Source organism: Actinorugispora endophytica (genome assembly GCF_004363075.1).
GTDB lineage: Bacteria > Actinomycetota > Actinomycetes > Streptosporangiales > Streptosporangiaceae > Actinorugispora > Actinorugispora endophytica.
In genome coordinates this window covers 1-14,744 of record NZ_SNYN01000008.1, presented here as the reverse complement: position 1 = coordinate 14,744, position 14,744 = coordinate 1, and the positions used below count along the sequence as shown (strand labels likewise).

At 71.4% G+C, this 14,744-nt stretch carries 12 protein-coding genes; 11 read left to right on the top strand and 1 reads right to left on the bottom strand.

What is annotated here, in order from left to right; genetic code table 11:
- Positions 1 to 7: 7 nt before the first annotated feature.
- From EV190_RS12410 to EV190_RS12360, 11 genes are all read left to right on the top strand, one after another.
- On the top strand, positions 8 to 1,315 hold the full coding sequence (locus tag EV190_RS12410) for an extracellular solute-binding protein (protein ID WP_133741694.1): 1,308 nt from the start codon (positions 8 to 10) through the stop codon (positions 1,313 to 1,315).
- A gap of 45 nt (positions 1,316 to 1,360) precedes the next feature.
- Complete coding sequence (locus EV190_RS12405) at positions 1,361 to 2,296, top strand: carbohydrate ABC transporter permease (RefSeq protein WP_133741693.1); 936 nt, start codon at positions 1,361 to 1,363, stop codon at positions 2,294 to 2,296.
- A 2-nt stretch (positions 2,297 to 2,298) separates the two neighbouring features.
- A complete protein-coding gene (locus EV190_RS12400; RefSeq protein WP_133741692.1) occupies positions 2,299 to 3,183 on the top strand; it encodes a carbohydrate ABC transporter permease in 885 nt (294 codons plus the stop codon).
- A 42-nt stretch (positions 3,184 to 3,225) separates the two neighbouring features.
- The gene (gene arfA, locus EV190_RS12395; protein ID WP_133741691.1) at positions 3,226 to 4,740 is read left to right on the top strand and encodes an arabinosylfuranosidase ArfA; all 1,515 of its coding nucleotides are present in this window, start codon (positions 3,226 to 3,228) and stop codon (positions 4,738 to 4,740) included.
- A gap of 80 nt (positions 4,741 to 4,820) precedes the next feature.
- Positions 4,821 to 5,900, top strand: a complete 1,080-nt coding sequence (chvE, locus tag EV190_RS12390) for a multiple monosaccharide ABC transporter substrate-binding protein (RefSeq protein WP_133741690.1) — start codon at positions 4,821 to 4,823, stop codon at positions 5,898 to 5,900.
- A 67-nt stretch (positions 5,901 to 5,967) separates the two neighbouring features.
- Positions 5,968 to 7,506: a multiple monosaccharide ABC transporter ATP-binding protein gene (gene mmsA, locus EV190_RS12385; RefSeq protein WP_208113159.1), complete on the top strand. Its 1,539-nt coding sequence runs from the start codon at positions 5,968 to 5,970 to the stop codon at positions 7,504 to 7,506.
- Positions 7,503 to 8,756 (top strand): multiple monosaccharide ABC transporter permease, encoded by a 1,254-nt coding sequence (gene mmsB / locus EV190_RS12380; protein WP_133741689.1) that lies wholly within the window; start codon positions 7,503 to 7,505, stop codon positions 8,754 to 8,756. The genes mmsA and mmsB overlap by 4 nt, the downstream gene beginning before the upstream one ends.
- A gap of 121 nt (positions 8,757 to 8,877) precedes the next feature.
- Positions 8,878 to 9,243 (top strand): hypothetical protein, encoded by a 366-nt coding sequence (locus tag EV190_RS12375; RefSeq protein WP_133741688.1) that lies wholly within the window; start codon positions 8,878 to 8,880, stop codon positions 9,241 to 9,243.
- Between the two features lie 177 nt (positions 9,244 to 9,420).
- Positions 9,421 to 11,292, top strand: coding sequence for a DNA primase (dnaG, locus tag EV190_RS12370; RefSeq protein ID WP_133741687.1), 1,872 nt, complete (start codon positions 9,421 to 9,423; stop codon positions 11,290 to 11,292).
- Between the two features lie 71 nt (positions 11,293 to 11,363).
- Entirely contained in the window at positions 11,364 to 12,515 is a 1,152-nt protein-coding gene (gene rpoD, locus EV190_RS12365; RefSeq protein WP_133741686.1) for an RNA polymerase sigma factor RpoD, read from the top strand.
- Between the two features lie 203 nt (positions 12,516 to 12,718).
- Positions 12,719 to 13,990, top strand: coding sequence for a glycoside hydrolase family 18 protein (locus EV190_RS12360; protein WP_133741808.1), 1,272 nt, complete (start codon positions 12,719 to 12,721; stop codon positions 13,988 to 13,990).
- Positions 13,991 to 14,070: 80 nt separating this feature from the next.
- On the opposite strand, the gene EV190_RS12355 is transcribed toward EV190_RS12360, so the two are convergent.
- Positions 14,071 to 14,532, bottom strand: a complete 462-nt coding sequence (locus EV190_RS12355; protein ID WP_133741685.1) for a pyridoxamine 5'-phosphate oxidase family protein — start codon at positions 14,530 to 14,532, stop codon at positions 14,071 to 14,073.
- Between the last annotated feature and the right edge of the window lie 212 nt (positions 14,533 to 14,744).

Below are 14,744 nucleotides of genomic sequence, written 5' to 3'. Positions count from 1 at the left end.
AGACGCCATGCGCAGGGCAGCAGGAACCCCCCCGTCGCCGAGCCGCAGGTCGCTGCTGGCCGGGACGCTCGCCGCCGCCGGGCTGGGCCTGGCCGGGTGCGGCCCCGCCGACTCGGTGCTGGACGACCGCACCCGGCTGCGCCAGTGGAACCTCTTCACCGGAGGCGACGGCGCCCGGATGGTCGAGATGCACGAGCGCTACACGGCCGAGCACCCCGACATCGACTTCCGCCCCACCACCTACCTGTGGGGGGACCCCTTCTACACGAAGTTCGCGATGGGCGCGGCGGGCGGCCGAGCCTCCGACATCGCGACCCTGCACCTGTCCCGACTGGCCAACATGGCCCCCGGACGGCTGATCGACCCCATCGACGAGGGCGCCCTGGCCGAGGCCGGGATCTCCGGGGAGGTGCTGCCTCCCGACATCTGGGAGCGCTGCTTCGTGGACGGCGCGCTGTACGCGGTCCCCCTGGACACCCACGTCGTCGTCACCTACTACAACCGGGAGGTCTGCCGCTCCGCCGGGGTCCTCGACGCCGGCGGCCGGCTCGTCGAGACGCGCGGCGTCGCGGAGTTCGTCGACCTGCTCACCGAGGTCAAGGCGGTCACCGGCGAGTTCGGAACCGTCCTGGACACCACCAACCCCTGGCAGTACTTCTGGGCGATGTACCGCCAGCAGGACGGCCGCATGGTCTTCGGCGACGACGACTTCGAGATGGACGACGACAAGGCCCTGGCCGCGCTGGACGTGCTGCGGCGCCTCTCCGAGGAGGGGCTGGCCCCGCGCAGCTCGGACGCGCCGGGGACCCCGCCGAACTTCGCCAACGGCAGGGGCGGACTCGGGCTCATGGGCAACTGGGAGATCCCCACCTTCGAGACCGCCGGGATGGACTTCTCGGTCACCCAGTTCCCCGACCTGTTCGGCAACCACCGCACCCGCGGCGACTCGCACGTCTACGTCCTGCCGCACCAGCGCGAGCGCGACCCCGAGGTGACCGCGGCCGCCGTGGAGTACGCGGCCTGGATGCTCCGCAACAGCCTCACCTGGGCCGGGGGAGGGCACATCCCCGCCTACCGGCCGGTCGTCGAGAGCGAGGAGTACCTGGCGATGCGGCCCCAGTCCGAGTACCGCGAGGCGGCCGGGAACGTCGAACTGGACCCCGACATCTGGTTCAGCGGGTCGGCGGCCCGGCTGAGCACGGAGGCCACCGCGGTCTTCTCCGGCCTGCACCAGGGGACCACGACCCCCGAGGAGTCCCTGACGCGGTTCAAGGACGCGGTCCGCGCCCTCGTGCGCGTCCCCGCCCCGATCTGACCGGGGCGGCGCCCCCCTTCCGCAGCACCGAGGAGTCCCCACCTCATGACAACGAGAACGAGCACGGAGGACGCGCGGGCGCCCTCCCTCCCCGAACCCCCCGGCGGCACCGCGCCCCGGCGCCCGGCCTCCTGGACCGGCCTGTGGTTCGTCCTGCCCTTCGTCGCCTGCTACGCGCTGTTCCTGGTCTGGCCGACGCTGACCGGGCTCGGCTACAGCCTCACCGACCAGAGCCTGTCGGGAGCCCCCGCCGGGTTCGTGGGCCTGGCCAACTGGCAGGAGGCCCTCGCCGACCCGAACGTGTGGTCCTCGCTGCGCAACACCCTGGTGTTCACCGCGCTCAGCGTGCCGCCGCTGGTCCTGGTGGGACTGGGCATGGCGCTGCTGACCGACCGGGCCCGGCGGCTGGGCTGGTTCCTGCGGTTCGCCTTCTTCGCCCCCTTCGTCCTGCCGGTCGCGGTGGTGACCCTGATCTGGGTGTGGATCTACCAGCCGGGGATCGGACTGATCAACGGCACGCTCGCCGCGCTGGGCCTGGGCGAGGTGAACTGGCTGACCGACGAGCGCTTCGCGATGCTCTCGGTCGTGGCCACCACCACCTGGTGGACGGCGGGCTTCAACTACCTGCTCTACCTCGCCGCGCTCCAGGGCATCCCCCGGGAGGTCCACGAGGCGGCCGCGCTGGACGGCGCGGGCTCCTGGCAGCGGCTGCGCGGCGTCACCCTGCCGCTGCTGCGGCGCACCACGGCGCTGGTGCTCGTGCTGCAGCTGGTCGCCTCGCTGAAGGTCTTCGACCAGATGTACCTGATGACCATCGGCCTGCCCGACGCCGCGACCCGCCCGATCATCCAGTACGTCTACGAGTCCGGTTTCACGGGCTTCCGGATCGGCTACGCGTCGGCGGTCTCCTACCTGTTCTTCGCGGTGGTCATCGTCGCCTCGATCGTCCAGTTCCGCCTGTTCTCCCGGAAGGAGGACTGACCATGGCCGCAACGACGACCCCCCGGGCGGGGGCGCGGACCGGACCGGCGCGGCGCGCGCCCCGGATCAGGGTCACCCCGGGGAGCGCGGTCCTGTACGCGGTGGCCGCGGCGTGCGCGCTGCTGTGGCTCGCCCCGCTGCTGTGGGCGGTGGCCACCTCGGTCAAGCCCGAGGCCGAGACCACGGCGGTGCCCGTCCGCTGGCTCACCGACAACCCCACCACGCAGGCGTACGCCTCGGTCCTGGCCCGCGGCGACCTGCTGCGCTGGATGGCCAACAGCGCCATCATCTCGGTGCTCGTCACCGCGCTGACCCTGGTCCTGTGCGTGCTGGCCGCCTACGGCTTCGCCAAGTGCCGGTTCCCGGGACGCGGCTGGCTGTTCGCCGTCGTCGTCGCCGGGATCCTGGTCCCCCCGCAGGTGCTGATCGTGCCGCTGTTCGCGCAGATGGGCCTCATGGGGCTGGTCGACACCTACTGGGGGATCGCGCTGCCCCAGGTCGTGGCCCCGGTGATGGTGTTCGTGCTCAAGCGGTTCTTCGACGGCATCCCGGCCGCCTACGAGGACGCCGCCCGCATGGACGGCGCCGGGCCCCTGCGCGTCCTGTGGAGCGTCGTCCTGCCGATGTCGCGCCCGGTCCTGGCCGCCGTCGGCATCTTCACCTTCGTGGGGGCCTGGAACAACTTCCTGTGGCCCTTCGTGGCCACCACCGACCCCGCGATGATGACGCTCCCCGTCGGGCTGGGCACCGTCCAGGGCGCCTACGGGCTCCAGTACGCCCAGACCATGGCCGCGGCCGTCATCAGCGCGCTGCCACTGCTCGTCGTCTTCCTGTTCTTCCAACGCCAGATCGTGTCCGGCATCGCCGGTGTCGGCATCAAGGGCTGACCCCGGGCCCCCGCCCCGCACAGACGAGAGAGAAGCCTCCTGATGCTCAACGCCTCCCTCACCCTCGACCCCGCCCTCCGCGTCGCGCCCGTCCACCGGCGCACCTTCGGCTCCTTCGTCGAGCACATGGGCCGGTGCGTCTACACCGGTATCTACGAGCCCGACCACCCGACGGCGGACGCCGACGGCTTCCGCGGCGACGTGCTGGAACTGGTCCGGGAACTGGGCGTCACCACCGTGCGCTACCCGGGCGGCAACTTCGTCTCCGGCTACCGGTGGGAGGACGGGGTGGGCCCGCGCGCCGCGCGACCGGTCCGCCGCGACCTGGCCTGGCACAGCACCGAGACCAACCAGTTCGGCCTGGACGAGTTCGTGCGCTGGGCGCGCAGGGCCGGCATCGAGCCGATGACGGCGGTGAACCTGGGCACCCGCGGCATCCAGGAGGCCCTCGACCTGCTGGAGTACGCCAACCACCCCGGCGGGACCAGCCTGTCCGACCAGCGCGTCGCCAACGGGGCGGTCGAACCGCACGGCATCCGCATGTGGTGCCTGGGCAACGAGATGGACGGCCCGTGGCAGATCGGCCACAAGACCGCCCGCGAGTACGGGCGGCTGGCCGCGGAGACCGCCCGGGCGATGCGCATGGCCCAGCCCGACCTGGAACTGGTGGTCTGCGGCAGCTCCGGGTCGTCGATGCCCACCTTCGGGGCGTGGGAGGCCGAGGTCCTGGAGCAGGCGTACGACGCCGTCGACTACGTCTCCCTGCACGCCTACTACGAGGAGCACGACGGCGACCTGCGGAGCTTCCTGGCGTCGGCGGTGGACATGGACCACTTCGTCGACTCGGTGACGGCCACCGCCGACGCCGTCGGGGCGCGGCTGCGCGATCGCAAGCGGATCATGCTCTCCTTCGACGAGTGGAACGTGTGGTACCTGAGCCGCTTCCAGGCCGAGGAGCCCCGCGAGGACTGGCCGGTGGCCCCGCGCGTCATCGAGGACCGCTACCACCTCGCCGACGCCGTCGTGGTCGGCGGCCTGCTGATCTCGCTGCTGCGCCACAGCGACCGGGTGACCTCGGCCAGCCAGGCCCAGCTGGTCAACGTCATCGCGCCGATCATGACCGAGCCCGGCGGCCCGGCCTGGCGGCAGACCGTCTTCCACCCCTTCGCCCAGACCGCCCGGGCCGCCCGGGGCCAGGTGCTCCGGGTGGAGCCGGTCTCACCCGCGCACGAGACCGCGCGGTTCGGCGACGTCGCCGTCGTGGACGCCGTCGCCACCCACGACGCGGAGACCGGGGAGGCCGCGGTGTTCGTGGTCAACCGCTCCGTCGACGAGCCGGTCGCCCTCGACGTGGACGCCCGCCCCCTGGGCGTCGACCGGGTCGTGGAGTGCCTGACCCTGGCGGACGCCGACCACCGCGCGGTCAACACCGCGCGGGACCCCGACCGCGTCGCGCCCCGGCCCGGCAAGGACGTCCGCCTGGACGGCGGCCGCCTCGGCGTCGTGCTGCCGCCGGTGTCGTGGACCGTCGTGCGGATGGCCGCGACGAAATCCTGACCAGGGCCTCCCCGGCCCGCCCCCCTTCCCGGACCGCCGGGAGCCCCACCGGACCCCCAACCGAATGAGGTCGTTTCCACATGAGACGGAACAGAGTCCTGCTGGCAGGGGCGGCCGCCCTGGCCACCCTCCTGAGCGGATGCGCCGTGGGCGACGCCGCGAACCGCGGCGAGGAGGGGCTGGTCGGCATCGCGATGCCGACGCAGTCCTCCGAGCGCTGGGTCAACGACGGCCGGAACATGGTCGAGCAGTTCGAGGAGCTGGGATACGGCACCGACCTGCAGTACGCCGAGGACGTGGTCGAGAACCAGGTCTCCCAGATCGAGAACATGATCACCAAGGGCGTGGACGCGCTCGTCGTCGCCGCGATCGACGGCGAGGCGCTCACCGACGTCCTGCAGCAGGCCGCGGACCAGGAGATCCCGGTCATCTCCTACGACCGGCTCATCCTCGGCACGGAGAACGTCGACTACTACGCCACGTTCGACAACTTCCAGGTCGGCGTCCTGCAGGCGACCTACCTGGCGGAGGAGCTGAACCTGGCCGAGGAGGAGGGCCCCTTCAGCATCGAGCTGTTCGGCGGGTCCCCCGACGACAACAACGCCTACTTCTTCTACGACGGCGCGATGTCGGTGCTCCGACCCCACATCGACTCCGGCGTGCTGGACGTCCGCAGCGGACAGACCTCGATGGAGCAGATCGCGACGCTGCGCTGGGACGGCGCCACCGCGCAGGCCCGGATGGACAACCTGGTCAGCGCCCACTACGCGGACGAGGACCTGGACGCCGTCCTGTCGCCCTACGACGGCATCAGCATCGGGGTGATCTCCGCGCTCAAGAGCGCCGGGTACGGCACCGACGCCAGGCCGATGCCCGTCATCACCGGCCAGGACGCCGAGGTGGCCTCCGTCAAGTCGATCATCGCCGGGGAGCAGACCCAGACGGTGTTCAAGGACACCCGCGAGCTCGCGGACGTGGCGGTCTCCATGGTCGACGCGGTGGCCAACGGCACCGAGCCGGAGGTCAACGACACCGAGACCTACGACAACGGGGTCAAGGTCGTGCCGTCCCACCTGCTCGAACCCGTGTCCGTGGACGCCTCCAACTACGAGGAGGTCCTCGTGGACAGCGGCTACTACACCGAAGAGCAGCTGAGCTGACACGCCCCGGGGCCGGGGCGCGGTCGGGCGCCCCGGCCCCGCCACGGAGAAGGAGGAGCCGACCGCGATGCGCGACACCATTCTGGAGATGAGGGCGATCGGCAAGGAGTTCCCCGGCGTCAAGGCGCTGGAGGACGTCTCCCTGAGGGTCGGGCGAGGAGAGGTCCACGCCCTCATGGGCGAGAACGGGGCGGGCAAGTCCACCCTGATGAAGGTGCTCAGCGGGGTCTACCCGCACGGCTCCTACAGCGGCGAGATCCTGGTGGACGGCGCGCCCGCGGCCTTCCGCGGCGTCCGCGACAGCGAGGCGGCGGGGATCGCCATCATCCACCAGGAGCTGGCACTGGTCCCGCAGCTGTCCATCGCCGAGAACATCTTCCTGGGCAACGAGCGGGCCCGGCGCGGCGTGGTCGACTGGGGCCGCACCTTCGGGCAGGCGCGCGGCCTGCTGGAACGGGTCGGCCTCGACCAGGACCCCTCGGTCCCGGTGTCCGACCTGGGCGTGGGGCAGCAGCAGCTGGTCGAGATCGCCAAGGCGCTCTCCAAGGACGTGCGCCTGCTGATCCTGGACGAGCCGACGTCGGCGCTGAACGAGACCGACAGCGCCAACCTGCTCGACCTCCTGCGGGAGCTGCGCGGCCAGGGCATCACCGCCATCCTGATCTCCCACAAGCTCGGCGAGATCACCCGGGTGGCCGACACCGTCACGGTCCTGCGCGACGGGCGGACCATCGAGACCCTGGACACGGCCTCGGGCGAGGTGACCGAGGACCGCATCATCCGGGGCATGGTGGGGCGCGACATGGACCACCGCTACCCCGAGCGCGAGAGCCGCCCGGGGCGGGTGCTGTTCGAGGTGGTCGACTGGACCGTGGACCACCCCTCCCAGCTGGACCGGCGCGTGGTCGACGGCGCGTCGCTGTCCGTGCGCGGCGGCGAGATCGTGGGCCTGGCCGGGTTGATGGGAGCCGGGCGGACCGAGTTCGCGATGAGCGTGTTCGGCCGCTCCTACGGCCGGTACGTCAGCGGCTCCCTGCGCAAGGGCGGCCGCCCCGTCAGGATCCGCGACGTGAGCGAGGCCATCGCCCACGGCATCGCCTACGTTCCCGAGGACCGCAAGGAACTGGGCCTGCTGCTGGACGACGACATCCTCCGCAACATCACCCTGGCCGGGCTCGACCGGGTCAGCCGCAACGGGGTGATCGACCCCGCGCGCGAGGCGGTCCGGGCCGACGACGCCCGCCGCCGGATGCGGGTCAAGAGCCGAGACGTCTTCCAGGCCGCCGGACAGCTCAGCGGCGGCAACCAGCAGAAGGTCGTCCTCGGCAAGTGGATGTTCACCGAACCCGACCTGCTCATCCTCGACGAGCCCACGCGCGGCATCGACGTCGGAGCCAAGTACGAGATCTACCTGATCATCCAGAGCCTCGCCCGGCAGGGGAAGGGCGTGCTGCTGATCTCCTCGGAGCTGCCGGAGCTGATCGGGATGTGCGACCGCGTCTACACCATGAACGACGGCCGGATCACCGGAGAGGTGCCCCGCGACCGCGCCGACCAGGAGACCCTCATGCGACTGATGACCACGGCCCGGGCCGGTGCCCGATGAGCGCCGTCCGCGACCTGCTGCGCGGCAACGCCCGCCAGTACGGGATGGTGATGGCGCTCCTGGCGATCGTCGTCCTGTTCGAGATCCTCACGGGCGGGCTGCTGCTCAGGCCGCTCAACATCACCAACCTCATCATGCAGAACAGCTACGTCCTGATCCTGGCGATCGGGATGATGCTGGTCATCATCACCGGCCACATCGACCTGTCGGTCGGCTCGATCGTCGCGTTCGTCGGGGCGCTGTCCGCCGTGATGCTGACCTCCTGGGGGCTGCCGGTGTGGGCCGTGGTGCCCGCCGCCCTGCTCGCGGGCGCCCTCATCGGGGCCTGGCAGGGCTTCTGGGTGGCCTACGTGCGCATCCCCTCCTTCATCGTCACCCTCGCCGGGATGCTGATCTTCCGCGGCGCGACGATGGTCGTGCTGGGCGGGGAGTCGGTCGGTCCGCTGCCCGACAGCCTGCGCGCACTCGGCTCGGGGTACGTGCCCGACGTGGTCGACGCCGAGGTGCACGTGCTCACCCTCCTGCTCGGTGCGCTGTCCTCCGCGGCCCTGGTGTGGTCGCAGTGGCGGGGGCGGGTCCGTTCCGCCGGGCACGGGCTGCCGGTGTCCTCGCGGGGCCTGTTCTGGGCCAGGGCCGCCGCCACCGCCGTCGTGGTCAACGCCTTCGCCTGCGTGTTGGCGGTCCACAACGGGATCCCGGTGGTCGGGGTGCTGCTGGTCGCGCTGATCGTGGTGTTCTCGTTCGTCATGAACACCACGGTGGCGGGGCGGCACGTCTACGCCGTGGGCGGCAACGAGAAGGCGGCGATGCTGTCGGGCGTCAAGACCAGGCAGACGACGTTCTGGGTGTTCGTGACGATGGGCGCGCTCTCGGCGCTGGCCGGTCTGGTCTTCATGGCCCGGCTCAACGCGGCCACCCCGCGGGCCGGGACGATGTTCGAACTGGACGCGATCGCCGCGGCCTTCATCGGCGGGGCCTCCGCCGCCGGAGGCGTGGGAACCGTCATCGGCGCGGTCGTGGGCGCCCTGGTCATGGGCGTCATGAACAACGGGATGTCGCTGATCGGCCTGGGCGTGGACTGGCAGCAGGGCATCAAGGGCCTGGTCCTGCTCGCGGCCGTGGCCTTCGACATCTACAACAAGAACCGGGTCGGCCCGCGCCGGGGCGGGCGGGACCGCTCCGGCGCGGGCGGCGGTGGCCGGCTCCCGGCGGAGGAGCCGCCGGAACGGGCCCCGACCGCCGCGATGTGACGGGGTTGTTATGCCGCGGCCGCCTGGCGTACAGGCGGCCACGGTAAGTTCTGCCCGGTCAGGACCGCACCGGGCGGGGCCGGGGGACCCCGGCGCCCGTCGGCAGAGAGAGAAGACACGCATGGCGAAGTACTCGAAGTTCGTGGTGGCCGCCGACACCGAGGGCGCCCGGAGCATCCTCCAGGAGACGCTGGCCCAGCAGCAGTTCCGCTTCTCCTGGGAGAGCCCCCAGCGCGGACTGGCGGAGAAGGGCAGCAAGGTCAAGGCGATGCTGCTCGGCGCGTTCTCCGTGTACTACCCGTACTCCCTGCAGATCGACCCGAACCCCGACGGCACCGTCACGGTCTCGCTGTTCCTGGCCAGCACCGGCATGATGGGCGGCGCCGTCGGCGTGGCCAAGGTGCGCAACGGACTGGACTCCCTCTCGGGCGCGGTCCGCTCCGCCTACGAGTCCAGGGGCGTGCTGCGCAGCGCCGAGATCGGCTGAGCCCGGCCGCTCCGCGCCTCCCGTGGCCCTTTCCGGTCGGTCCCGGTGTTTTCGGGGTCCGGAGCGCTTCCGGCCGCGAGAGGGCCAGGGCCACCGGGCACCGGGTCCGGCCCGGGTCCGTCCACAGGCTCCGCGCCGGTCCGTCCCGAGTCGTCGGGACGAACTAGTCTGATTCCCGTGGCCGGTCGAATCAGAGACGAAGACGTCGCCCTCGTACGGGAGCGCTCACCCATCGCCGACATCGTCGGCGAGTACCTCCAGCTCCGCAGCGCCGGCGGCGGCTCCCTGAAGGGCCTGTGCCCCTTCCACGACGAGAAGTCCCCCTCCTTCAACGTCACCCCGGCGCGCAACCTCTGGTACTGCTTCGGGTGCGGCGAGGGCGGCGACGTCATCGCCTTCGTGCAGAAGATCGAGCACCTGAGCTTCGTCGAGGCGATCGAGACCCTCGCGCGGGGGGCGGGCATCCAGCTCCGCTACGAGCAGGGCGGGTACGTCCCGCGCAACGAGCAGGGCCAGCGCCAGCGGCTGATCGAGGCGCACCGGGCCGCGGCGGAGTTCTACGCCGAGCAGCTGCTCTCCCCGCAGGCGCAGGAGGCGCGGCGCTTCCTCACCGAGCGCGGGTTCGCCCGGGCCGACGCCGAGCGCTTCGGGGTCGGGTACGCCCCGCCCGGCTGGGAGTCGCTCACCTCGCACCTGCGCAAGAAGGGCTTCACCGACAAGGAGATCATCCTCGGCGGACTGGCCAGCCAGGGACGGCGCGGCCCCTACGACAAGTTCCGCAACCGGCTGCTGTGGCCGGTGCGCGAGGTCACCGGCGAGGTCGTCGGGTTCGGCGCGCGCAAGCTCGACCCCGGCGACGACGGGCCCAAGTACCTCAACACGCAGGAGACCCCGCTCTTCAAGAAGAGCGGCCTGCTGTACGGCCTGGACCTGGCCAAGAAGGAGATCGCCAGGCAGCGCAGGGCCGTGGTCGTCGAGGGCTACACCGACGTGATGGCCTGCCACCTGGCGGGCGTCACCACCGCCATCGCCACCTGCGGCACCTCCTTCGGCGAGGAGCACCTCAAGATCCTGCGGCGGCTGCTCCTGGGCCGCTCGGAGTTCGGCGGCGAGGTCGTGTTCACCTTCGACGGCGACAAGGCCGGGCAGAACGCGGCGCTGCGCGCGTTCGCGGAGGAGCACGGGTTCGCCTCGGAGACCTTCGTCGCGGTGCAGCCCGACGGGCTCGACCCGTGCGACCTGCGCATCCGGCACGGCGACGGCGCGGTGCGGGACCTGGTCGAGGCGAAGAAACCGCTGTACGAGTTCATGATCCGCAGCAAGTTCGAGGGGCACAACCTCGACACCCCCGAGGGCCGCCTCGCCGCGCTGGACGCGGCCGCGCCCATCGTGGCGAGCATCCGCAACGCCGGGGTCCGCAAGCTCTACGGGGTCAGCCTGGACCGCTGGCTCGGCATCATGGACGAGGAGTTCGTCAGCAGGCGGGTGCGCCAGCACATGAACCAGGGGCGCCCCCAGCGCGGCGGGCGGCCCGCGCCCGCGCCCGCCGCGCCCGCCGAGAGCGCGCCCTACGACCCGCGCGACCCGTCGGTGCAGCGCGAGCGGCTCGCGCTCAAGCTCGCGGTGCAGCACCCGGCGCTGTCGGGCGAGTTCGACCAGCTCGACGAGGACGCGTTCACCGTCTCCCAGCACCGGGTCGTGTTCCGGCTGCTGCGGGACCAGGGCGGGGTGGCCGCGGCCCAGGACCCGGCGCAGTGGGCCGGCCGGCTGCGCGAGGCCGCCCGCAACGAGGAGCAGCGGGGGTTCGTCACCCGGCTGGCGGTGGAACCGGTCGAGATCTACGGAGAACTCGACGAGCACACCGCCGGAGAGGTCATCGGCACGATCAGGGTTCATTCCATCAATCGTCAGGTCACAAACCTCAAGTCGCAGCTGGGGCGGCTCGACCCGATCGCCCAGGCCGAGGAATACCAGCGGGTCTTCACCGAACTGATGACTGTTGAACAGCGCAAACGCACGATGCGGGAGCGGTCCGGCGGTGCCGCGTGACACAAGGGTGACAAAAGTAGACCTCACCATGGCGGGGTGACACCGGGCACACTGTAGGAGTGGCTCTTTCGGTGCTGCCAAGCGAGACACCACCGGTCCGGCAGGTGGTGGAACTGGTCGCGGGCGGAAGGAACGAGGGCGCGGTCTCGGTGACCGACGTCGTGTCCGCCCTGGACCGGTTCGATGCCCCGCCCGAGGCGTTCGACCAGGTCGTGAGAGACCTGGAGCGGCAGGGGATCGACGTCGTCGACCCGGCCGCCGACGACGCCCGGGCCGTCGAGGAACGGGGGCGCCGCGCGCCCACCAGCGACCTCGTCCGCATCTACCTGCGCGAGATCGGCCGTGTTCCGCTGCTCACGGCAGAAGAAGAAGTGGAATTCGCCCAATCGATCGAGATCGGACTCTACGCCGAGCAGAAGCTCCGCGTCGTGCGGACGCTCCCGGTCCCGTCCCAGATCGACCCCGACCGGATCGCCGACCTCCGCTCCCTGGTCCGCGAGGGGGAGCGCGCCAAGCGCCGGCTGATCGAGGCCAACCTGCGCCTGGTGGTGTCCATCGCCAAGCGCTACATCGGGCGCGGCCTGATGCTTCTGGACCTCGTCCAGGAGGGCAACCTCGGCCTGATCCGCGCCGTGGAGAAGTTCGACTACGCCAAGGGGTACAAGTTCTCCACGTACGCGACCTGGTGGATCCGCCAGGCCATCACGCGCGCGATCGCCGACCAGGCGCGCACCATCCGCATCCCGGTGCACATGGTGGAGACCATCAACAAGCTGATCCGGACCCAGCGCCAGATGCACCAGGAGCTCGGCCGCGAGCCGACCCCCGAGGAGCTCTCCCGCGCGCTGGACCTGGGTGGCGAGCGCGTCGCCGAGATCCAGCGCATCGCGCAGGAGCCGGTCTCCCTGCAGTCGCCGATCGGCGAGGAGGACTCCGACTTCGGCGACTTCATCGAGGACTCCGACGCCGTGGTGCCGGTGGAGGCCGCGGCGTTCATCCTGCTCCAGGAGCAGCTGGCCCGTCTGCTGAACGCGCTCTCCGAACGGGAGCAGCGCGTCATCGCGCTCCGGTTCGGCCTGGCCGACGGGCATCCGCACACCCTGGAGGAGGTGGGAAGGGAGTTCGGGGTGACCCGCGAGCGCATCCGCCAGATCGAGGCCAAGACGCTGGCGAAGCTGCGCCAGCCCTCGCGCGCCCAGATGCTCCGCGACTTCCTGGAGTGACGGTTCCGCCGCCGCGCCGCAGTGGACAACGAGCGGAACGGCGGCCGGGGTTCCCACGGGACCGATTCCGGTCTCGCGCGGGTTCCCCTGGGCCAACGAGCCGTCGGCCCTATACCTTGTGAAGCATGCCTGCTCGCCATCGGCGCGGAAGCACCCCTTCGTTCCGACGGAGCCGGGGGGTCCTGTTGTGGACGGTTCTGGCCATGGCGCTGTGCTCCCTCTTCGTGAGCACCTTCGCGGCGTTCACCCGCGCGGTGCCGGCCTTCGGTCCGAAGGAGAGCCTGGCCTACTTCGCCGACTGGAACACCGCCAACCGGGGCTACTCGATCAAGGACATCGACGAGAGCGGAGCGGCCGCGCGGCTGAACCGGTTGATGTGGGCGTTCGGCGACGTCAACGCCGAGGGCCTGTGCCACATCCCGGCCGACGCCGACCAGCCGTGGCAGATCTTCCAGCACCGCTACGACGCCGACGACAGCGTGGACGGGGTGGGCGACACGTACGAGCAGCCGCTCGCGGGCAGCCTCAACCAGCTGCGCAAGCTCCAGGAGAAGTACCCGCACCTCGACGCCAGCATCTCGCTGGGAGGCTGGAACTGGTCGACGCACTTCTCCGACGCGGTGCGGACCGAGGAGTCCCGCCGGCGGTTCGTCTCCTCGTGCGTGGACCTGTGGCTGCGCGGGAACCTGCCGAAGCTCCCGGGGGAGCCCCAGGGAGGCGAGGGGGTGGCCGCGGGGATCTTCGACGGTATCGACCTGGACTGGGAGTGGCCCGGCGGCAACGGGCACCCCGGCAACACGGTGCGGCCCGAGGACAAGCACAACTTCACCCTGGTCGTGACCGAGTTCCGCGAGCAGCTGGACGCGCTGGAGGCCGAGACCGGCGAGGAGTACACGCTGTCGGCCTCGCTGTCGCACGACGCCCGGATCATGCGGGACAGCTACGAGCCCGAGGTGTTCGGGCACCTCGACTTCGCGACCGTGCAGGGATACGACTTCACCGGGTCGTGGAGCGACGTCACGGGCCACCACTCCCAGCTGTACGCGCCCGACGACGCCCCGGACCAGCCCAGCGCGGACAGCGCGGTGCGCCAGTACCTCGACTACGGCCTGCCCCCGGAGAAGCTGGTGCTGGGCCTGCCGGGCTACGGCCGGGGGTGGAGCGGGGTCGCCCCCGGAGAGGACGGCGAGGGGCGTTTCACCCAGGCCACGCGGGCCGCGCAGGGCGGCTACGGCACGGCGACCGAGGCCTACTCCGTCCTGAGGGAACGCGCGGGCGCGCGCTTCTTCGACGAGGACCAGGGCGCCTACTGGGTCTTCGACGGAAACGAGTGGTGGTCCTACGACAACCCCGACGTGGTCCGGCTCAAGGGCGAGTACGTCGTCCGCCACGACCTGCGCGGCCTCATGCTGTGGAACCTGGACATGGACCCCGAGGGCGAGCTCGTCGAGGCGATGGAGGAGTCCCTGAACTGACCGGGGTCCGCGCCACACCCACCGATGACCTTGACGCCACCGCCCTGGAACCCGCGGGTTCCAGGGCGGTGGCGTCAAGGTCATCGAGAGATCCGGCGTGTCTCCTCGCCCTCGCGCCACACGTCGACGACCAGGCGGTCGCCCTCGACCGAGGTCAGCACCACGTCGGTGAGCTCCAGCCGGAACAGGTGGAACGGGCCCGGCGGGGTGCCCGGCTCCCGGAACCTCTCGACCTCGTCGGGGTCGGTCACCTCCACGGCGGTGCCCGAGACCTTGGCGTCGCCGCCCGCCATGGAGGAGTCGCCGGTGTGCGCGTGCAGCGCGAAGCGGCCGTCGCGCTGGAGGTCGCGCGCCTTGACCGCGCCGGGCATCGAACCGATCACCAGGTCCGGGCCGTGGAAGGAGACCTCGGTCCCGCTGACCCGGGGCGCGCCGTCCCTGCGCAGGGTGGCCAGCACGTGGTGCCTGTTCGCCTCGAAGCGGGCGCGCACCGCCGAGGCGAGCCCGGGCGCCTGGGCGGCGAAGGATTCCCATGTCGTCATGGGAGACGAGTATGGCCTCCGAACCTGACGACCCCCGTCAGGTTCGAGGGTGTTTCCGGCGCGGGAGTCTCCATAGAGAACCTCCGGTGCGGGGGTGGATCCGGGCACCGGTGGTTTTGTTGACGGTCGTGGGGGGGGGGCCCCGGGGGGGGGCGGGGGGGGGGGGGGGCCCCCCCCCCCCACCCCACCCCCCCCCCCCCCCGCCCCCAGGG

Excerpts from the sequence above, each read along its gene's own strand:
- mmsB (WP_133741689.1), top strand. The coding sequence starts at position 7,503 with ATGAGCGCCGTCCGCGACCTGCTGCGCGGCAACGCCCGCCAGTACGGG.
- EV190_RS12360 (WP_133741808.1), top strand. The coding sequence starts at position 12,719 with ATGGCGCTGTGCTCCCTCTTCGTGAGCACCTTCGCGGCGTTCACCCGC.
- EV190_RS12400 (WP_133741692.1), top strand. The coding sequence starts at position 2,299 with ATGGCCGCAACGACGACCCCCCGGGCGGGGGCGCGGACCGGACCGGCG.
- EV190_RS12355 (WP_133741685.1), bottom strand. The coding sequence starts at position 14,532 with ATGACGACATGGGAATCCTTCGCCGCCCAGGCGCCCGGGCTCGCCTCG.
- EV190_RS12375 (WP_133741688.1), top strand. The coding sequence starts at position 8,878 with ATGGCGAAGTACTCGAAGTTCGTGGTGGCCGCCGACACCGAGGGCGCC.
- EV190_RS12405 (WP_133741693.1), top strand. The coding sequence starts at position 1,361 with ATGACAACGAGAACGAGCACGGAGGACGCGCGGGCGCCCTCCCTCCCC.
- mmsA (WP_208113159.1), top strand. The coding sequence starts at position 5,968 with ATGCGCGACACCATTCTGGAGATGAGGGCGATCGGCAAGGAGTTCCCC.
- arfA (WP_133741691.1), top strand. The coding sequence starts at position 3,226 with ATGCTCAACGCCTCCCTCACCCTCGACCCCGCCCTCCGCGTCGCGCCC.
- EV190_RS12410 (WP_133741694.1), top strand. The coding sequence starts at position 8 with ATGCGCAGGGCAGCAGGAACCCCCCCGTCGCCGAGCCGCAGGTCGCTG.
- chvE (WP_133741690.1), top strand. The coding sequence starts at position 4,821 with ATGAGACGGAACAGAGTCCTGCTGGCAGGGGCGGCCGCCCTGGCCACC.